The organism is Streptomyces sp. NPDC037271 (assembly GCF_055603605.1).
The window spans coordinates 144,305-166,062 of record NZ_JBVJVN010000017.1 but is presented as its reverse complement, the minus strand read 5'-3'; the positions used below and the strand labels follow the sequence as shown (position 1 = coordinate 166,062).

Annotated in this window: 2 protein-coding genes; one reads left to right on the top strand and one right to left on the bottom strand. The window is 75.6% G+C overall.

The genetic code is table 11. The features are described 5' to 3' along the window. Nucleotides 1-19,487, bottom strand: a 19,487-nt coding sequence (locus ACZ7G3_RS25745; protein WP_470928408.1) for an amino acid adenylation domain-containing protein, incomplete at its 3' end; no start/stop codon positions are given. A gap of 539 nt (nt 19,488-20,026) precedes the next feature. Here ACZ7G3_RS25745 and ACZ7G3_RS25740 point away from each other — a divergent pair. Beyond that, nucleotides 20,027-21,610: an MFS transporter gene (locus tag ACZ7G3_RS25740; protein ID WP_470928407.1), complete on the top strand. Its 1,584-nt coding sequence runs from the start codon at nt 20,027-20,029 to the stop codon at nt 21,608-21,610. Nucleotides 21,611-21,758 lie beyond the last annotated feature (148 nt).

The following is a 21,758-nucleotide window of genomic DNA, read 5'->3' as shown; positions in this document are numbered from 1 at the left end:
CGCAGGAACACCGACTGCTGGAAACCCTCCGCCGTGCCCCGCCACTCCCGCAGCCAGCGCATCACCGGAGTCGCCTCGACCGGACCCGTACCGTCGTCCTCCGCCGTGGGGGCGGGGCCGTCGGCGTCGCGGCACACCTGTGCCAGTGCGGCGGGGTTCTGCCGCTCGAAGACGTCGCGCGGGGTGAGGACGAGACCGGCCCGCCGTGCCCGGCTGACCAGCTGGATCGACATGATGCTGTCCCCGCCCAGCGCGAAGAACCCGTCGTCCGCGCCGACCCGCTCCACGCCCAGCACGTCGGCGAAGAGGGCGCAGAGCAGCCGTTCCCGTTCCGTGCGGGGTTCCCTGCCGTTGCCCGCGCCCTGCGGGTGCGGCACCGGGAGGGCGGTGCGGTCCAGCTTCCCGTGCCGGGTCAGCGGCAGTGCGTCCAGGACCTGCAGGGTGTTCGGGAGCGCGTATTCGGGCAGCCGCTCGGCGATCAGGGCGCGCAGCCGGTCGGTGTCGAGGGTGCGGCCCGGTTCGGGCACGACATAGCCGGCCAGGTGCTTGGCTCCGGAGGGCGCCCGGTGCACGAGGACGACGGAGTCGGCCACGTCGTCCTGCTCGCCGAGGGCCGCCTCGATCTCGCCGAGTTCGATGCGGAAGCCGCGGATCTTGACCTGGTGGTCGGCCCGCCCGAGGAACTCCAGCACTCCGCCCGGGGTCCAGCGCACCAGGTCGCCCGTGCGGTACATGCGGGTACCGGCCGGACCGAACGGATCGGCGACGAACCGCTCCGCCGTCTGCGCGAACCAGTTCAGGTAGCCGCGCGCCAGGGCGTCGCCGGCGACGTACAGCTCCCCCGGCGCCCCGGGCGGCACCGGTCGCAGCCGGCCGTCGAGCACATAGGCCCGCATGCCGTCACGGGCACGGCCGATCGGCACGGTCGACGGCACCGAACGCCGGCCGGCCATGGTGTGGGCGGTGGCGTACACGGTGATCTCGGTCGGGCCGTACGCGTCGGTGACCACGGTGTCGGGGCAGTGCTCCAGCACCCGGCGGACGGTCGCGGCGGTGACGACGTCGCCGCCGACCATCACCTCGCGGACGCCGGCGAGGCAGCCCGGGTCCTCTTCGGCCACGACGCGGAAGAGCCCGGCCGTCAGCAGGAGAAGGGTGACCTCGTGCTCGCGGACCGCCCTGGCGATGGCCGCCACGTCGGGCTCGCCGGGCGGGGCCACCACGACCTCCCCGCCGTTCAGCAGGGGCGTCCACAGCTCGCAGGTGGACGGGTCGAAGCCGTACGGCGAGTGCAGCAGCGTCCGGACGGGGCGATCGGTCGCCGTCCTCGTCCAGTGACGGTCCGTGGCCAGGCTCACCACGCCGCGGTGGGTGGCCGTGACGCCCTTCGGCTCTCCGGTGGAGCCGGAGGTGAACATCACGTAGGCGGCGTTGTCCGGGTGGGGGCGCACCACGGGAGGCACGACGGCCGGGTCCTGTCGCGGGTCGTCCTGTCGCGGGTCGTCGTGTCGCGGGTCGTCGTGTCGCGGGTCGTCGCCGGTCACCGCCAAGAAGTGGGTGGCTCGGGGCAGCAGGCCGGGCGCGGTGCCCCGGTGGGTCTCGTCGGTGACGACCACCGACGCACCGGTCTGCCGCAGCATCTCGTCCAGCCTGGTCCGGGGCAGGTCGGGGGCGAGGGGCACGTAGGCCGCTCCGGCCTTCAGCACGCCCAGGATCGCCGTCACGGTCTCCGGCGAACGCTCCATCAGCAGCGCGACCCGGTCCTCCGGACCGGCCCCCAGGGACACCAGCCGCGTCGCCAGGCGGTCCGCCCGCTCGTCGAGTTCCCGGTACGTCCGCACACCGCCGTCCCAGCGGACGGCCACGGCCTCCGGCGTGCGCGCCACCTGGGCCGCGAACGCCTCGACGACACTCGTCGCGTCTCTCGTCGTGTCCGCGTCGACGTCGTTCCAGTCGGCCAGGATGCGGTGCCGCTCCTCCTGCGACAGCACGTCCACCGTGCCGGCGGGCCGGTGGGGGGCGTCCACGAACGCCCGCAGCACCCGCACGAACCGGTCGGCCAGCACGCGTGCCTCCTCGTCGCCGAACGCGGCGGGCGCGTACTCGATGCGCAGGGACACCCCCTGCTCGCGCGGTGCGGCGATCAGCATGAGCCGGTAGTGGGCGGCCTCCCGGGTCTCCGCGCGGGTGAGGGTGAGGGAGGTGCCGGTGAGGGCCGTGGCCTTCTCGTCGACCGGATAGTTCTCGTAGACCATGGCCGAGTCGAACAGCCGGGGCAGGCCCGCGAGGCTCTGGATGTCGCTCAGACCGAGGTACTGGTGGGCCATCAGCCCGGCCTGCTCGTCCTGGAGGCCGCGCAGCAGTTCCTCGAGGGTCCGGTCCTGGTCCAGCCGCGCCCTGACGGGCAGGGTGTTGATGAACAGGCCCGCCATGGTCTCGATGCCGGGCACCTCCGGCGGCCGGCCGGACACCGTCGTGCCGAAGACCACGTCGTCACGGCCGGTCAGCCGGGACAGCAGCAGCGCCCAGGCGCCCTGGAGGACCGTGTTGACGGTGAGCCCGCGGGACCTGGCCCACGTGACGAGGCGGGTGGCGAGGCCCTCGGGGAGCTCGGGGTGCACCCGTCCGGGGCGGGCGGCCGGCGCCGGCCGGTCGGAGGCGGCGGGGGCGACGAGTGTGGGCTCGTCCACCCCGTCCAGGGCCCGCGCCCAGGCGGCGTGCGCGTCGTCGCGGTCCTGCGCGGCCAGCCAGCGCAGGTAGTCGCCGTACGGGGCGACCCGGGGCAGCGTGACCGCCGGTCCCCCGGCCGCGTACAGGGCGAACAGATCACGGGCCAGGACGGGCACCGACCAGCCGTCCAGCAGGAGGTGATGGTGTGTCAGGACAAGTCGGTGGCGTTCGTCGCCGAGGCGGAGCAGGGCGGCCCGCAGCAGCGGCGGGCGCGCCGGGTCGAAGCGCTCGGCGAGCTCCGCGTCCGCGATCCGGTCGCTCTCCGCGGCCTGCGCGGTGTCGGGCAGGGCGCTCAGGTCGGCCGTCAGCCACGGGAGTCGGGGATCGCGGGCGATCACCTGGACGGGGGTGTCCGTGATGTCGTGGACGAACGCGGCCCGCAGGTTGGCGTGCCGGGCCAGCAGCGCCGTACAGGCGGCCTTCAGCGCGTCCGCGTCGAGCGGACCTTCGAGGTCCAGGCAGAGCTGCGGGGTGTAGACGTCGCTCTCGCCGCCGTCGTAGACGGCGTGGAAGAGCAGGCCCTGCTGGAGCGGGGAGAGCGGGAGGACGTCCTCCAGGCCGGGGTACGCGGCCTCCAGGGCTTCCACCTGCTCCTGGGTGAGGGCGGGTACGAGGGGGAAGTCGGACGGCGTGTGGCCGCCGGCCCCGGCATCCGTGCCCGCGAGGGTCTCCAGCGCCCGCAGCCACCGCTCGGCCAGCTCCCGCACCTCCGCCTCGTCGAGCAGACCGCCCGCCCACGCGAACGTCGCCGACAGCACCGGGCCGTCCGCGCCGTCGACCGCGACCGCGTTGACGTCGAGCGCGTGCAGCAGCGGGGTGGCGGGGTCGGTGCCGGCGCCCAGTCCGTGCGCGTCGTCGGCCACCGTCCAGTCGGCGCTTCCGTCGGCCCCTCCGGACCCGGACGGGGCCTGGGAGTCCAGGGACGTGGTCGTACGGCCGAGGTAGTTGAAGCCGATCTGCGGCCGGGCGCAGTGCGTCAGGAGCGGGGCCGTCTGCGGGTTGAGGTAGCGCAGCAGGCCGTGGCCGAAGCCCTGGCCCGGCACCCGGCCGAGCTGCTCCTTGACCTGCTTGGCGGCGTCCACGGGATCGTCGCCCGTGGCGTCGAGCCGTACGGGGTGGACGCGGGTGAACCAGCCCACCGTGCGGGAGAGGTCCACGTCCGGCCGGTCGCTGTCACGGCCGTGGCCCTCCAGGTCGACCAGCACCCCGCCGTCGGCGTCCACGCCCCGCGCCTCGCGCCACTGGCGCACCGCGAGGGCCAGCGCGCCCAGCAGCACGTCGTTGACCCCGCCGTGCAGGGCGGCCGGGACGGACGACAGCAGCGGAGCCGTGTGCGCCCCGGGCAGCGTCACCGTGAGCTGCCGCGCCGTGCCCACCGTGTCCTGCACGGGGTTCAGCGGGCGGGAACCGAGCGGCGGCTCCGGGGCCGCGAACGTGTCGGTCCAGTAGGGGAGTTCCTCCAGCAGCGCCGGGTCCTGTGCCCGCTCGCCGAGCAGTCCCGCCCAGCGCCGGAACGACGTGCCCACCGGGTCCAGCCGCACCGGCCCACCGGCCGCCACCGACTCCCACGCCTGCCGCAGGTCCGGCAGCAGGACCCGCCACGACACCCCGTCCACCGCCAGGTGGTGCACCACCACCAGCAACCGGCCCGACGCCTCCGCGCCCGCGTCGAACCACACCACCTGCACCACCACACCCGACTCCGGCGCCAGCCGCGCCACCGCCGCCCGCGCCTCCTCCGCCACAACGGCATCGGCGAGAGGCACCCGGCGGACGGACCCGGCAGCGTCCACCGAACCCCGCTCCCCCACCTCCAACGCCCAGACCAGTCCGCCCGCCGTCCGGGTCAGCCGCAGCCGCAGGGCGTCGTGGTGGTCCAGCAGCGCCCGCACCGCCGCCGTGAGCCGCTCCTCCCCCAGCCCGGCCGGGACCTGGAGCAGCACCGACTGGTGGAAGGCGTCGACGGGTCCGCGGCGCTCGCGCAACCGGTGGACGATCGGGGTGAGTTCGACGGGTCCGGTCCCGTCGTCCTCGGCGCGGGCGGCCGGGCGGTCGTCCGCTCGTCCGCCGACCCGCGCGAGTGCGGACACCGTCTGGTGGGTGAAGACGTCGCGCGGGGTGAGGACGAGACCGGCCCGCCGTGCCCGGCTGACCAGCTGGATCGACATGATGCTGTCCCCGCCCAGGGCGAAGAACCCGTCGTCCGTGCCCACGCTCCCGGCGTCGACGCCGAGCAGTTCGGCGAAGATGCCGCGGAGGGTCTCCTCGGCCGGGGTGCGCGGGGCGCGTCCTCCGTCCGTCGTGCCGGTGGGGTCGGGCACGGGCAGGGCCGCGCGGTCCAGCTTGCCGTTGGGCGTCACGGGGAGGGTGTCGAGCACCATGATCTCGGCGGGGACCAGGTACTCGGGCAGGGTGTCGGCGGCCCGGCGGCGCACCTGTCCGCCGTCCAGGGTGCGCCCGCGCTCGGGCACGACGTAGCCGACCATGCGCCGGCCTCCGGAGGGAGCCTCGTGGGCCACGACCACGGCGGCGCTCACCCCCTCCTGCTCGCCGAGCGCGGCCGCGGCCTCGCCCGGCTCGACGCGTACGCCGCCGACCTTGACCTGGTCGTCGACGCGGCCCAGGTACTCCAGTTCGCCGTTCTCCGTCCAGCGGGCGAGGTCGCCGCTGCGGTACATCCGGGTGCCGGGCGGGCCGAAGGGGTCGGCGACGAAGCTCTCCGCCGTGGCGCCGGGGCGGCCCAGGTAGCCGCGGGCCAGCTGGGCGCCGGCGATCCACAGCTCGCCGGAGGCGCCCGGCGGCACCGGCTCCAGGGCCGCGTCGAGGACGTACAGGCGGGTGTTGGCGACCGGCCGGCCGAGCGGCGGCGGGCCCTCGGGGTCGGCGGGGCAGCGCCACCAGGTGACGTCGATGGTGGCCTCGGTCGGCCCGTACTGGTTGAACAGAGCCACGCCCGAGGCACCGAGCACGTCGTGGAAGCGCCGTACGAGGTCGGCGGGCAGGGCCTCGCCGCCCGAGAACACCCGGCGCAGCCCGGTGCAGCCGGCGGCGGCCGGCTGGTCCAGGAAGGCGCGCAGGACGGTCGGCACGAAGTGCGCGGTGGTGACGGACCGCTCCCGTATCAGCTCGGCGAGCCGGGCGGGGTCGCGGTGCGCCTCGGGCTCGGCGACGACCACGGCGGCACCGGCGAGCACCGGCCAGAACAGCTCCCACACGGAGACGTCGAAGCCGGCGGAGGCCTTGTGCAGCACCCGGTCGTCGGACTGGAGGCCGTACTGCTCCTGCATGCCCCGCAGACGGTTGACGACGGCCCGGTGCGGGACGGCGACGCCCTTGGGACGCCCCGTCGAGCCGGAGGTGTGGATGACGTAGGCGGTGCTGTCGCGGTGCGGCGCGGCGAACCCGGCGGCGGGCCCGGAGGCGTCGTCCTGCGGTCCGGGCGTCCCGTCGAGCGGCAGGACCGGGACCGGCACGGCGGAGGGCAGCAGGCCGCGCGTCTCCTCCGTGGTCACCACGCACACCGGGTCGGTGTCGGCGAGCAGCAGGGCGATGCGCTCGGCCGGGAGGTCGGGGTCCACGGGCACGTAGGCGGCACCGGTGCGCAGGACCGCGTGCAGGGCCACGGGCAGGCCGGTCGAGCGCGGGACGAGCACCGCGACGCGGCACTCCGGTCGCGCCCCGGCCGCGCGCAGGCGGCGGGCGAGGGCGTCGACGCGGGTGTCCAGCTGCACGTAGGTGAGCCGGTCGGCACCGCAGACGACGGCCTCGGCGTGCGGGGTGCGCGCGACGCGGTCGGTGAGGAGTTCGGGCACGGTGGCGGACGGGACGTCCATGGCGGTGTCGTTCCAGTCGGTGAGTACCCGCCGGCGTTCGTCGGCGGCGGTGGTGGCGGCCCGGGACACGGTGAGGTCCGGGTCGTCGGCGAAGGACTCCAGGAGCCGGGTCCAGCGCCGGGTGAGGAGCCGTACCGTCGCGGGGGTGAAGCGGTCCGCGCGGTACTCGACACGGCCGGCGATCCCGTCCGGAGCGCCTTCGGGGGTGCGGTGTTCGGCCATGTTGAAGGAGAGGTCGAAGCGGGCGGTGGCGGCGCCGACGCGGATCGGCTCGGCGGTGAGGCCGGGGAGTTCGACGGCGTCGCGGGTGAGCTCGGGCTGGGCGGCCAGCATCACCTGGAACAGCGGGTTGCGGTCCAGGGAGCGGGTCACGTCCAGGTCGTCGACGAGACGCTCGAAGGGCACGTCCTGGTGGGCGTAGGCGGTGAGGTCGGTCTCCCGCACCCGCCGCAGCAGCTCGCGGAAGTCCGGGTCGCCGCTGGTGTCGGTGCGCAGGACGAGCGTGTTCACGAAACATCCGACGAGGTCCTCCAGCACCTCGTCACCGCGTCCGGCCACGGCCGTGCCGAGCGGGATGTCCGTACCGGAGCCGAGGCGGGTCAGCAGCGCGGCGAGGGCGGCCTGGAGCGTCATGAAGACGGTGGCGGAGTGCTCGCGGGCCAGCTCCGCCAGGCGGGCGTGGAGCGGTGCCGGGATGCGGAAGAGGTACGAGCCGCCGGGTGCGGTGCCGGTGGAGTCACCCGGTGCGACGAGGGCGGTGGCACCGGGTGCGTCGGTGCCGGGGACGCCGGACGCGGCGGCGGTGGGGTCCACGGGCAGGTCGATGCGGTCCGGCAGGTCCGCGAGCCGCCGCCGCCAGTGCGCGAGCTGTCGGCCCGTCACGCCGTCCGCGCCGTCGTCGGCGAGCAGGTCGTGCTGCCACAGGCTGTAGTCGGCGTACTGGACGGGCAGCGGGGCCCAGTCGGGCGCCCGTCCCCGCGTACGGCTGCGGTAGGCGGTGGACAGATCGGCCGCCAGCGGTCCGAACGACCAGCCGTCGGCGGCGATGTGGTGCAGCACCAGTGCCAGGACGTGGTCGTCCTCCCCCAGCTCGAACAGGGCCGCCCGCAGCGGGATCTCGGTGGCCAGGTCGAAGGGCCGGCGGACGGTCCGCTCCAGTTCCGCGGTCAGGTCCGCCTCCGCGACGCGGACCGCGACCGGTTCCGGGCGGGTCGGCTCCGCATCGGCGTCCAGGATCTCCTGGCGGGGGCGGCCGTCGGTGTCGGGGAAGACGGTGCGCAGCGCCTCGTGGCGGGCGGTCAGGTCGGCGAGCGCGGCGCGCAGCGCGGGGAGGTCGAGGGGGCCGCGCAGCCGCAGCACCACCCGCATGTGGTAGCCGTCCGTGGCGCCCTCGGCGAGCTGGTGCAGGAACCACAGGCGGCGCTGGGCAAAGGACAGCGGGATTTCGTCGGGCCTGGGGCCGGCGGTGGGGCGGGGACGGGGCGGGGTGCCGGCGGCGGCGGTGACGCGTTCGGCGAGTTCCGCGACCGTGGGGGCCTCGAAGACGGCGCGGACCGGCAGGTCGGCGCCGAGCGCGTTGCGTATGTGGGCGACGAGGCGGGTGGCGAGCAGCGAGTGTCCGCCCAGCTCGAAGAAGCTGTCGTCGATGCCGATCCGGCCGACGCCGAGGAGCCGCGCGTACAGGCCGCACAGCACTTCCTCGAGCGGCGTGCGCGCCGCGCGGCCGCCGTCCGCCGCGGAGCCGTCGGCGGCACCGGGATCGGGCAGGGCACGGCGGTCGACCTTGCCGTTGGGGGTGAGCGGCAGCCGGTCCAGGACGACGAACGCGGAGGGCACCATGTAGCCGGGCAGGCCGGCCGCGGCGTGGCGGCGCAGCCCGGCCGGGGACGGGACGCTCTCGGGCCCGGTTCCGGATACGGTTCCGGTTCCGGTTCCGGATACGGTTCCGGTTCCGGTCTCCGGGACGACGTAGGCGACCAGCCGGAGGTCGCCGTCGGGGGTGTCCCGGCGTACGTCCGCGACGGCGCGGGCGACCGCCTCGTGGCTCTCCAGGAACGCCTCGACCTCGCCGAGTTCGACGCGGTGGCCGCGCACCTTGACCTGGTGGTCGGCGCGGCCGAGGTGGTCCAGGCGGCCGTCCGCGGTCCAGCGGGCCAGGTCGCCGGTGCGGTACATGCGGGTGCCGGGCCCGCCGTACGGGTCGGCGAGGAAGCGCTCGGCGGACGGACCCGGGCGCCCCGCGTAACCCCGGGTGACGCCGGGACCGGCCAGGTAGAGCTCGCCGGGCGTTCCGGCGGGGACCATGCGCAGCCGGTGGTCCAGGACGTAGGCGCGGACGCCCGGGCGGGGACGGCCGATCAGGAAGCGCCCGCCGGACCGCGGTGCCCCGGGCTCGTCCACCGCCTGGAAGGTGCTGCTCATGGTCGCCTCGGTGGGCCCGTACTGGTTGACGACCAGCGGGTAGCCGAGGGCGGCCGTCTGCCGGAGGTGGCTTTCGGTGAGCGCTTCGCCGCAGGTCATCACCAACCGCGGGGAGGGGCGTTCGCCGACGGGCAGCTGTGCCGCCTCCTCGTTCAGGGCGGCCAGCAGGGACGGTACGACGGAGAGCAGCGCGGTGACCCGGTGGCGGCGCATGGCGCGGACGAGGGCGCGGGCGTCGTTGGCCTCGTCGGGCGGCACCATGACGACACGCCCGCCGGCGGCCAGGGTGCCGAGGATGTCGCGCACCGAGGGGTCGAAGGAGACGGACGCCAGGTTGAGCACGACGTCGTCGGGGCCGAGCCGGGCGATCCCGGACATCAGGTACGAGAAGTAGGCGGCGACTCCCTGGTGCGGCACCACGACCGCCTTGGGCCGCCCGGTGGAACCCGAGGTGTGGATGACGTAGGCCGGATGGCCGGGCGTCAGGGGCACGGTGCGCTCGTCGTCGGTGGGGTCGCCGTCCGGCAGGGCGCGCAGCGCGCGTCCGGTGTCCGGATCGTCGAGCCGTACGGCGCCGGAGCGGACGTCCTCGGGGAGCGACGCGACCGCCCCGGTGGTGGTCAGCACCGTCACCGGCCCGGCGTCGCCGAGCATGTACGCGATGCGGTCCGCCGGGTAGCCGGGGTCCACCGGGAGGTACGCCGCGCCGGCCTTGAGGACCGCCAGCAGGGCCACCACCAGGTCCGGGGAGCGGGGCACCGCGACGGCGACGGTCCGTTCGGGGCCGGCGCCCCGGGCGACGAGCAGGCGGGCGAGGCGGTTGGCGCGGGCGTGCAGGTCGCGGTGGGTGAGCCACTCGTCCCCGAAGACGACCGCCGGGGCGTCGGGGGCGGTGGCCGTCCGGTCCTCGAGGACGCCGGTGACGGTGCCGGCCGCCGTGGTCCCGTCCTGTGCTCCCTGCCAGGCCGTCAGCAGGTGGCCGCGTTCGCGCGGGGTGAGGACTCCGGCGCGGCCGGCGGGCCGGTCCAGGCCGTCGCCGAGCTCCTCGAAGAGGCGCACCAGCCGGTCCATGAGCGCTTCGGCGGCGGCCCGGTCGTAGGCGGAGGTGTGGTAGCCGAGGGTGAGGTGCATCCGCTCGCCGGGGGCGGCGAGCAGCCGCAGCGGGTAGTTCGTGGCCACTCCCCCGTCGACGGCGGAGACACGGACGCCGTCCGCCGGCCGGAACACGGCCGGGTCCAGCGGGAAGTTGAGGAACACCACCATCGTGTCGGCGAGCGCTCCGGCACCGGTCTGGCGCTGGATCTCCGGCAGTCCGAGGTGCTGGTGGGCGGCGAGGCGGGACTGCTCGTCCTGGAGCCGGCGCAGGACGGCGGACATCGGCAGCACCGGGTCGAGGCGTACCCGCACGGGAACGGTGCTGATGAACAGGCCGATGACGGACTCCACGTCCTCGACGTCGGCCGGGCGGCCCGCGTTCGGAGCGTCGAGGACGACGTCGTCGCGACCCGTCAGCGCGCCGATCAGGGTGGCCCACACGCCCTGCACCAGGGTGGCCGGTGTGAGGCCGTGGCGGCGGCAGTGCGCGGTCAGGCGGGACGTCAGGTCCGGCGGCAGCAGGCGCTCCACGACCTCGTGCCCGGCCGCGGACGCCGTACTGCCGGTGTCGTCGTCGGCCCGGCTGCCGGTGTCGTCGTGATCGGCCCGGCTGCCGGTGTCGCCGTGGTCGGCCCGGCTGCCGGTCACCGGCACCACGAGGGTCGGTTCGGCGCCGTCGAGCGCCTGCCGCCACGCCTGCCGTGCCGCGTCCTTGTCCTGCCGGGCGAGCCAGGACAGGTACCGCTCGAACTGGGGCGCCGCCGGGGAGAGGGAGTCCGGCTCGGCGTAGGCGGTCAGCAGTTCGTTCAGGAGCAGCGGCTGCGACCAGCCGTCGAGCAGGATGTGGTGGTAGGTCACGATCATGGTGTGCCGGTGCGGGGCCAGGCGTGCCAGCGCCACGCGCAGCAGCGGCGGCCGTGACGGGTCGAACGGGGTCTGCCGTTCCGCGGTCCGCAGCTCGGCGAGCCGCGCCTCCCGCTCCGGCCCGTCGGTCGTGGACAGGTCCGTCTCCCGCCAGGGCGGTGCCGCCTCGCCGGTGACGACCTGCACCGGGCCCGCGTCCGCGTCGTGCACGAAGGCGGCCCGCAGGCTGCCGTGCCGGGCCAGCAGCCGGGTCCAGGCGGTGCGCAGCCGGGCCGGGTCGAGGGGGCCCTCCAGCGTGAGCGACAGCTGGACGGTGTAGTCGTCCACCCGGGCCCGGCCGTCCTCCCCGGTCTCCCCTGCGCCCCCCGCCCGCGGGGCCTGCGCGGCGGCCAGGGACTCGAAGAGCAGCCCCTCCTGCAACGGTGTCAGCGGGAGGACCGGCATGTCCGCCGGGCCCGGGTACGGGGCGGTCAGCCGCTCGCGCACCGGCACCGGCAGCGTCAGCAGGGGCTCCTCGCCCGCCGCTTCCGGCGCTTCGGTGGCGCCGGTGTCCTGGGCCTCCCGCGCCACGGAGGCGAGGGCCGCGACGGTGGGGTGCGCGAAGACGTCACGGACGGCCAGGCCGATACCCGCCCGGCGCGCGGCGCCCACCAGCCGCATGGCCAGCACGCTGTCGCCGCCCAGTCCGAAGAAGCTGTCGTCGATCCCCACGTGCGGGAGGCCCAGCAGTTGGGCGAAGGCGGTGCACAGGGCCTGCTCGGTCGCGTCGCGCGGCGCCCGGCTGTCCGGTGCGGCCGCGAAGTCCGGCGCCGGAAGGGCGGCGCGGTCCAGCTTGCCGTTCGCGGTGAGCGGCAGCTCCGCCAGCACCACGAAGGCGGCGGGCACGAGGGCCTCCGGCAGGGTGCGTTCGGCGAGGGTCCGCAGTTCGGCCGGGAGCGCGGTGAGCCTGCGGGCGAGACCCGGCTCGTTGGTGCGTCGTGCCGGGGCCGGGAGGGACCCCGTCGCGGGCTGGTAGGCGCACAGCACTTCACCGGTCACGGTGCCAGGGGTGGTGGCCCGACCGGTCATGGCGGCCGGGACGGCCTGACCGTTCATGGCGGCCGGGGTGGCCTCACCGGCCGGGGAGTCCAGGGTGTCCGTGCGCCGGAAGACGGCGTCCACCGCGCCTGGGCCGGTCACCGACGGTGCCACGGCCACGCGGTAGCCCAGTTCCCCGGCGAGGGCGTACAGGTCCTCGGGGTCCACCGCGCCGGGCACCGGGACGTCGTCCGCGAGGACGCGCGCGGCGCGGGCGGGTTCGGCCCCCTCGTCCAGCCTCCCGGCCGCCTGGACCTGCCGGGCGGTGCGCTCGTCGGGGAGCCCGGACACGCGCAGTTGAGCCGGGCGGGCCGTGGCCAGGGTGTGCCGCAGCCCGTCCAGGTGTACGCCGTCGCCGGCGTCGGCGTCGTGGCTGTCGGCCGGCGGCTCCGCCACGGCTGCCGGGGCCGTGTGCAGGACGACGTCGTAGCGGTAGCGGCTCAGTTCGTTGCGGTACCTGCCCCGCTTCACCTGGACGTCCACGGCGGTGAAGGGGCTGTGGGGACCGGTCCGTCCGGTGAACCAGGCGGGGTCGACGAGGAGTTCGTTCTCGTTCAGCAGGGCCCGGCCTATGGACCGGCGCAGCGCCGCGGTGCCGGTGTGCCGGCCCGGGGGGAGGCGGACGAGGTGCTTCTCCGTCTCGAAGACGCGGGCGGCCCGCAGGTCCCGTACGTCACCGACGAAGATCCGCCCGCCGGGTGCCAGCAGCGGCGCGACGGCGTGGAACACCCGGTCCAGGTAGCCGGCGTCCGGGAAGTACTGGATCACCGAGTTCAGTACGACGGTGTCGAAGAACCCGGTGGGCAGGCCCTCGGTGTCGTCCGCCGCCTGGTGCCGCAGGGTGACGCGGCCGGCGAGGTGGCCGGGCAGCCGGTCGCGCAGTGTGCCGATCACCTCGGCGGAGAAGTCGGTCGCCCAGTAGGTCTCGGTGTCCCCGGCGAGCCGCGACAGCAGCAGGCCCGCACCGACGCCGATCTCCAGCAGGCGTACGGGACGCAGGGCGCGGATCCGTTCCACGGTCGCGTCGCGCCAAAGGCTCATCTCCCGGTACGGGAGGGGCCGGCCGTCGTAACTGCTGTCCCAGCTGGAGAAGTCGTCGCCGAAGGCGGGGAGTTCGCCGGCCGGAAGCTCCGCGGCGGTGCTCGGTGCGGACGGTGTCCGGGCGGCGGGCGCGTAGACCGACTCCCAGACGGCGTTCCACTCCCGAACCTGTGCCCGTGCCTGTGCCTGCTCGGCCCCGGACCCGTCCGTGTCACGCCCGTGCACGGCCGGCACCACGTAGGCGGTGAGCTGCCGCCGGCCCGGCTCGTCCTCCCGGATGATCACCGCGGCCCGGCTCACCGCCGGGTGCCCGGCGAGCGCGGCCTCGATCTCGGCCGGCTCGGCGCGCACCCCTCGGATCTTGACCTGGTGATCGGTCCGGCCCAGGTACTCCAGCGTGCCGTCGCCGCGCCACCGCGCCAGGTCGCCGGTGCGGTACATGCGGCTGCCCGCGGGGCCGAAGGGGTCGGCCACGAAACGGAGCGCGGTCGTCCCGGGCAGGGCCGGGTAACCGCGGGCGAGCTGGCGTCCCGCCAGGTACAGCTCACCCGCGACGCCCGGGGCGACCGGCCGGAGCGCCGCGTCGAGCACGTACACCCGGGTGTTGTCCACCGGACGACCGATGGGGACCGTGGCTCCGGCCCCGACAGGGGCCGTGACGCCCGCCCCGCCAGGCGCCGTGGTGCCCGCCCCGGTGGGGACGCAGCTCCACCGGGTGACGTCGATGGCCGCCTCGGTCGGCCCGTACAGATTGAACAACGGAACGCCGAGGAGGCCGAGGCAGGCGTCGGCGAGTTCGGCCGGGAGCGCCTCGCCGCTGCAGATCACGCGCCGCAGCCCGGCCCCCGCCGCGGCCGCGGCGGGCTCGTCGAGGACGTCGAGGAACACCCGGAGCATCGACGGGACGAAGTGCACCGTCGTCACCCGGTGGGTCTCGACGGCCGCCGCCAGGTACTGCGGGTCGCGGTGGCCGCCGGGGCGTGCCACGACCACCGCGGCACCCGTGGTCAGCGGCCACAGCAGCTCCCACACGGACACGTCGAACCCGACGGGCGTCTTGTGCAGCACCCGGTCGTCGGCGGTCAGGGCGAACTCCCGCTGCATGCCCAGCACCCGGTTGGCGATGGCCTCGTGGGAGACGACGACGCCCTTCGGGCGGCCCGTCGAACCCGAGGTGAAGATCATGTACGCGGCCGAGCCGGGCGCCACGGGGACCGGCGAGGCCAGGGCCGCACCGACACCGGCGGGCGCGCCGTCCCCGAGGAGGACCGTGTCCGGGCCGCCCAGACGGGGGAACCGCTCGACGAGGCCGCGCGTGGTGAGGACGCAGGCCGGGGCCGCGTCGTCCAGCAGCAGCCCGATCCGCTCCGCCGGCAGGTCCGGGTCCACCGGCACGTACACCGCGCCCGCGCGCAGCACGGCGTGGACGGCGACGAGCAGGTCCGCCGAGCGCGGCACGGAGACGGCCACCCGGGTCTCGGGCACGGCCCCGCGCTCGCGCAGCAGCGCCGCGAGCGCCGCCACCCGGGCGTCGAACTCGGCGTACGTCAGCTCCTCGGTGCCGTCCGCGCCGTCCCCGTACACCACGGCGGTCGCGTCGGGCGTGGCCGCCGCACGTGCCGCGACCAGTTCGGGCACGGTGACGGGCGGCACCGGCACGGCGGTGTCGTTCCACTCCGCCAGCACCTGCCGCCGCTCCTCCGGGAGGAGCACGTCGACGGCGCCGACGGTCCGGTCGGGGTCGGCGGCCGGCCCCTGGAGCAACCGCACCAGCCGTTCACCGACGAGGGCGATGTCCTGGGGCGAGAAGGCACCGGTCCGGTAGCCGAACCGCAGGCTGAGCCCGGCGGTCTCCGGCACCACCAGCAGGGTCAACGGGTAGTGGGTGCCCGCGTGGACGTGCGGACCGGTGATGCCGAGGCCGGGTCCCGGCCGGAAGGCGGCCGGGTCGACGGGGAAGTTCTCGAAGGTCAGGACGGTGTCGAAGAGCCGGTCCAGCCCGGTCGGGCGGGTGATGTCCGGCAGGCCCAGGTGGGCGGCGGCCGTGTGGCGCGACTGCCGGTGCTGCATCCCGCGCAGGACGCCGAGCAGGTCGTCCGCCGGGCGCAGCCGTACGCGCACGGGGACGGTGTCGACGAACAGCCCGACCATGGACTCGGCCCCGTCGATCTCGGCGGGACGGCTGGCGACCGTGGTGCCGAACACGACGTCGTCGCGCCCGGTCAGCCCGGCCAGGAGGAGGGCCCAGGCGCCCTGGACGACGGTGTTGAGGGTGAGGCCGTGCGCGGCGGCCAGGTCCCGCAGGGCGTCGGTGGTGCCGGCCGGCAGGTCGACGGTGTACCGGCCCTGCGCCGGCTCCGCCGCTTGGGCGGCGTCCGGCACGAGGAGCGTCGGTGCGTCGAGCCCGTCGAGCGCGGCGCTCCACTCGGCGCGGGCCGCGTCGCGGTCCTGCCGTCCGAGCCAGGACAGGTACGCGCGGGGCGGGGTCACCGGCGGCAGGGGCTCGTCGTGGTACAGCGCGAACAGCTCTCGGCCCAGCAGGGGCAGCGACCATCCGTCGAGCAGCATGTGGTGGTGGGTGAAGAGCACGGCGTGCCGCTCGGGGGCGAGCCGCACCAGGGCGATCCGCAGCAGCGGGGGGCGTGCCAGGTCGAAGCGTCCGGCCCGCTCCTCGGCGGCGACCCGCCGCAGGCGCCGGTCCCGCTCCCGGTCGTCGGTGTCCGTGGGCGGCTGTGTGAGGTCCACGTCGCGCCAGGGCGGCTCGACGTCGTCGAGCACCACCTGTGCCGGTACGTCGGCGGCGTCGGCGACGAAGGCGGAGCGCAGGACGGGGTGCCTGCGCACCAGGGCGTGCCAGGCCGCGCGCAGCCGGTGGCCGTCCAGCGGGCCCTCGACCGTGAAGCCGAGCTGCACGGTGTAGTCGTCGTCCCCGGCGGCCTGCGCGTCGTGCAGGGACTGGAACAGCAGGCCCTGTTGCACGGGGGTCAGGGGCAGGGCGTCCGAGAGCCGTGGGTAGCGGGCGCGCAGGCGCCAGAGTTCCGCCTCGGCGAACAGGGCGGCGTCCGAGGACTCCGGTACCGGGGAGGTGTCGCCCGTGGCGTCCTCCCGCGGGAGCGCGCGGGTGGCGAGGTCCGCCACGGTCGGGTGCTCGAACACGTCGCGCAGGGTGAGGGTCAGTCCCTCGCGGCGTGCGGCGGCGACCAGGCGCATCGCCGAGACGCTGTCGCCGCCGAGGGCGAAGAAGTCGTCGTCGATGCTGACGCCCGGTGTGTCGAGCAGGCCGGCGCAGAGCCTGCAGAGGGTCTCCTCGACCGGGTTCCGCGGCGTCCGGCCGCCACCGGGGACGGCCGCCGCCGGCGCGGGCAGCGCGGCGCGGTCGAGTTTGCCGTTCGCCGTCAGGGGCAGTTCCGGGAGGGTCATGAAGGCGGCGGGCACCATGTACGGGGGGAGGCTCCGCGCCAGCGCCGCGGCCAGCTCCTCTTCGCCTGCCACCTGTTCCGTGCCCGGGACGAGGTACGCCGTCAGCTGCCGCCGGCCCGGCGTGTCCTCGCGGAGCACGACCGCGGCGCGGTCCACGCCCGGCTGCCGCTCGAGCACGGCCTCGATCTCGCCCGGCTCGATACGGTGTCCGCGCACCTTGACCTGCTGGTCCGCCCGGCCCACGTAGGCGAGCCGGCCGTCCTGCGTCCACCGTACGAGGTCGCCGGTCCGGTACATGCGGGTGCCGGGGGCGCCGAAGGGATCGGCCACGAAGCGCTCGGCCGTCAGGCCGGGCCGTCCCGCGTACCCGCGTGCCAGTCCGGCGCCGGCGATGTACAGCTCGCCCACCACGCCGGGCGGCACGGGTCGCGCCGCCCCGTCCAGCACGTACACCGCGGTGCCGGCGATCGGCCGTCCGATGGTGACCGTCGCCGCTTCGGCGTCCTCGGCGGACAGGTCCGCCGCGGTCGACCAGACCGTCGTCTCCGTGGGTCCGTAGACGTTGGTCACCGACGCGGCGGACGCGAGGAGTTCACGCGCCAGGGCGGCCGGCAGCGCCTCGCCGCCGACGAGGACCCGGACGCCGCCGAGAGCGGGGGCGACCTCCGCGGACACCGCCTGCCACAGGCTCGGCGTCGCCTGCATCACCGAGACGCCCTCGGCCGGCAGCAGTCGCCGCAGCCGTGCCGGGTCGCGTGACTCGTCTGGTCCGGCCACCACCACCGCGGCGCCGGCCACCAGGGGCGCGAGCAGCTCCAGGTTGGCGATGTCGAAGCCCAGCGTGGTCACGGCGAGCAGGCGGTCGCCGGCGCCGAGGCCGGCCCGCCCGGCCATGTCCAGCAGCAGGTTGGCGAGGCCCGACCGGGGGACGACCACGCCCTTGGGGCGTCCCGTCGACCCCGAGGTGAAGATGACGTAGGCGGCGGCCGAACCGTGCACCACGGCGGGCGTCGCCGCGACGTCGGCCTCCGCGGAGGCGTGAGCAGGGGCCTGAGCAGGAGCACGACCGGGTGCGTGAACAGGCGCGTGCTCAGTGGTACGGGCGTCGACGGGAGCGACGGCCCACGCCCCGTCGGTCAGCACGCGTCGCGGCCCCGGCGGCACCCGCTCGGCCAGTTCGGCCGTCGTCAGGACGACGGCCGGCCGTGCCTCGGCCACCATGAGCTCCAGCCGCTCCGCCGGGTGCGACAGGTCCAGCGGCAGATAGGCGGCGCCGGCACGCAGGCAGGCCAGCACGCAGGCCACCAGGTCCACCGAGCGCGGCAGAGCCAGCGCCACGCGGTCCTCCGGCCCCACTCCGTGACCGGCCAGGACACCGGCCAGCCGGGCCACCCGGCCGACCAGTTCGGCGTACGTCAGGGACGCTCCCCGGGCGGTCACCGCGACGGCGTCCGGAGTGCGGGCCGCCTGCACCGCGACCAGCCGCCACGGGTCGCTCTCCGGGGCGCCCTCCGGCTCATCCTCCGAAATCCGCTCCAGGGCCCTCCCCGGCTCACCCTCCGAAACCCGCTCCGGAGCGTTCCCCGGGGCGCCTTCCGTGTCGCGTTCCCCGCCGGGGGCGACATCGCCGACGGCTCCGGCACCACCGGACCAGCCGCCCAGCACGCGCCGGCGCTCGTCCTCGTCGAGCAGGTCACCGTGGCCGATCGGCCGCGCGGCGGCGTCGTCGCCCGCGGTGAGCCTCTCCAGCAACCGCAGGAACCGCTCGTGGTGTCCGGCCAGTTCACCGGCCGAGTACAGCGCGGGATTCCCGTCGACGGCGACCTTGATCGCGCCGCGCTGTCCCGGGCGCCCGCCGTAGCAGGCGACCGACAGGTCGGCCACCGGCCCCACGGCGAGATGGTGCAGGGAGCCGTGGAGGCCGCCGAAGGTGAAGTCCTGGCCGAACGGCATGACGTTGACGAGCGGCCCGTAGAGCCGGCCCCCCGCGGAGAGACCGAGGTCGCGGGCGAGGTCGGCCTCCGGGTAGCGCTGGTGCCGCACCGCGTTCTTCATCTCGGCCGCGACCCGGGCGGTCAGCTCACCGTACGTCAGGCCGGGGTGCACCCTCAGCCGCAACGGGACGACGTTGGACACCATGCCGGGGGCGGTCTCCGCGACGGAACCGACGCGCGCGGTGACCGGGAAGCCCAGCACCAGGTCGTCCGCCCCGGTCATCCGGTGCAGATAGGCGGTGACGCCCGCGACGAAGGCGGCCGGCCAGCTCGACCGGCCGCTCCGCGCGACCTTCCGCATTCCCGACTCGGTCCCGGGGCTCAGCCGTGAGGTCCGCCGGTGCACCGGGGCGGAAGGCGGCGCGGTCCGGTCCACCAGCCCGGCGGGTGCGGGCCGGCCGGCCATCCGGTCCAGCCAGTACGCCCGGTCGGCGCGGAAGTCGTCCGAGGCCCGGTAGGCCGCCTGCTCGTCCAGCAGTTCCCGGACCGGCCGCAGGGCGCCCCCCACGGGTTCGCGTCCCTCGGAGAGCGCGGTGTAGAGGGCCGCCGCACGCCGCACGGCGATCCCGGCACCGTACCCGTCGCTGATCAGATGGTGGAGGCCCGTGTACCACCAGTGGCGCTGCCCGGCGACGCGGATCACCGCGTTCGTGAGGTTCGGCGGGTGGCCCAGGAGGCGCGGGCGCGCCATGTCGGCCCTCATCCAGGCGTGTGCCGCGGCCTCGGGGTCGGCCTCGGCCGACACGTCGACGAAGAGCTGCTCCCACGCACCGGTCGGCTCGACCCACTGGCGCAGTTCGCCCTCGTGCTCCCCGACCCGGACGCGGAACCCGTCGGCCTCGTCGAGGAAGCGGCGCGTCGCCTCGGCCAGCAGCGAGAGGTCGAGCGGACCGGCGATGTCGACGTAGATGCCGAGGTTGTAGGCGCGGCTCTCCGGCGCCAGCTGCTGGCCGAACCAGACGCCCGACTGTCCCGGGGTCAGCGGCAGGCCACAAGGGTGGTCGTCTAGCACGTGCGTAACTCCCAGGCATGCGGATGAGCGGTGAGCGTGGCCCGGCCTCGGTATCGGACCGGGAAAACCCCGGTGACCACGGCATTCACCGTGCCGGCCGACCCAGGGCCGTGGTGACGGGCTGTCATCAGGGTGTCTAGCACGGCGAGTTGACCGGCCGGGGATGCCCGCCGACAGAAAATGATCTTCAGGTGAACTGTCCCGCGCGGCGCGGAACCTCCGCGGCGGCCGGCGGGGGCGCGGGAACTGCGTGTCCCGTCCGTGGCGCCCGCCCGGCATTCACCCCGGCATCACTTGCGGGGACCTCTTGTTCACCCGGCTGAACTTTCCCCCAACTGCGGTGACGCCCACGGTCCGCAGCGGCGTCCGCCGTTCGCGGCCCGGATGCCATCATCCAGCTGTCGCGGCGCCGCTTCGTTCCGCACCCCGGGCCCGCCGCCGGTATGCGTCGCACCCTGCCCCCGATCCCTCCCCCACCCCTTCCTGATCCTTCCCGACCCCTCCCGCCGCGCTGTGCGGCACCGACCCCGAGGACTCCGATGGCGCAGCCCGGCACCCCTCCGACAAGCCCTGCCGGAACCCGCCGCGCGTTCCGCGCCCTGCTGCTCGGCCTCTTCGCCGGACTGCTGTCCAGCACCGTGGTCGTCACCGCGCTGCCCCGCGTCGTCGCCGACCTGGGCGGCGGTCAGGCCGCCTTCACCTGGGTCGTCGCGGCCACGATGGTCTCCTCCACGCTGAGTCTGCCGCTCTGGGGAAAGCTCGCCGACCTCGCGGACCGCAAGACGCTGATCCAGTGCTCGCTCGGCCTGTTCGCCCTCGGGTCGGCGTGGTGCGCGCTGGCCGGTGATGTCGGGCAGCTCATCGCGGGCCGGGCCGTGCAGGGGCTGGGAGCCGGCGGGGTGAACGCGCTGGCCCAGGTCATCATGGCCACGCTGGTCCCGCCACGAGAGCGTGGCCGGTACAACGGCCGCGTCACGCTGGTCATCACGGCCGGAACGGTCGCCGGTCCCCCGCTCGGCGGCCTCCTCGCCGAGACCCCCGGGGTGGGCTGGCGCGGCTGCTTCCATCTGGGCGTGCTCCTCGCGGCCGGCGCCGGACTCGCCCTCCACCGGACCCTGAAGCTGCCCGCGCCGGCGCCCGGGGCCGGTTCCGGGCGGGCGACGGGCGGGCGCCGCCCCGACCTCTGGGGCGCGGCCCTGCTCACCGCGGCGGTCGGCACGCTCCTCCTCGCCGTCACCCGGGCCGGTGACGGTGTCCCGTGGGTGTCCTGGCCGTCCGCGGGAGCGGCCTGCGCCGTGCTCGTCCTGGCCGTGCTGTTCGTCCGTCGCGAGTCGCGGGCCGCCGATCCGCTGGTGCCGCTGCGCCTGTTGCGCGACCGCACCGTCGCCCTGTCGGCGCTCGCCGGTTTCGCGGTCGGGCCGGCGCTGTTCGCCGCTCCCGCGCTGCTGAGCCAGTACTTCCAGACCGCCCGGGCGCAGTCGCCGGCCGTGTCGGGCCTGCTGACCCTGCCGATGATCGCGGGTCTGCTGGTGGCCTCCGGCGTCGCCGGGCGTCTGATCGCCACGCGAGGCCGCTGGAAACGCGTCCTGGCCGTCGGAGGCCTGCTGCTCGTCCTCGGCTTCTCGCTCATGGGCACCGTGGCGGCGGACACCCCGCTGCCGCTGGTGGGCGCCGCCCTGTTCGCGGGAGGCGCGGGCATCGGCATCGTCTCGCAGAACCTCGTGCTGATCGCCCAGAACGCGGCGCCGCCGGACGACCTGGGCGCCACCACCACTCTGGTGGTCCTTTCCCGCAGCCTCGGCGGTGTACTCGGGCTCGCCGCACTCGGCTCCCTGCTGACCGCCCGCGTGGACGCCCTGTCCCGCGCACACACCGCGGCCGGAACCGGGCTCGACGGCGGCCTGCCGGACCTGGGCTCCCTGCCGCCCTCCGCCGTGGAGAGCGTCCAGGCGGTGTACGGGCAGGCTTTCGGCGACGTGTTCGCCACCGCCGTACCCTTCGCGCTGCTCGCGCTGACCGCCGTCCTGCTGAGTCGGGAGACGCCCCTGCGCACCGCGCACGGGGAACCCGAGCGCACCGCTCACGGGGACCCCGACCGGAGGCCGGCCCCCGACCCGGAGTAGAACTCCACGGCACCGCACGCCGTGGGTCTCCTCCACATGCCCGGCTGACCGTCCGGCACCGCGCGCGACCATGGCACGCGCAAGCCCGTGTCACCGGCCGAGGTCGAGGGCAGCCGGGCGTGGGTTCCCGCCTGGACCTCGCTGTCGG

Bases quoted from the DNA above. Each gene is read 5' to 3' on its own strand.
- ACZ7G3_RS25740 (WP_470928407.1), top strand. From the start codon at position 20,027: ATGGCGCAGCCCGGCACCCCTCCGACAAGCCCTGCCGGAACCCGCCGC.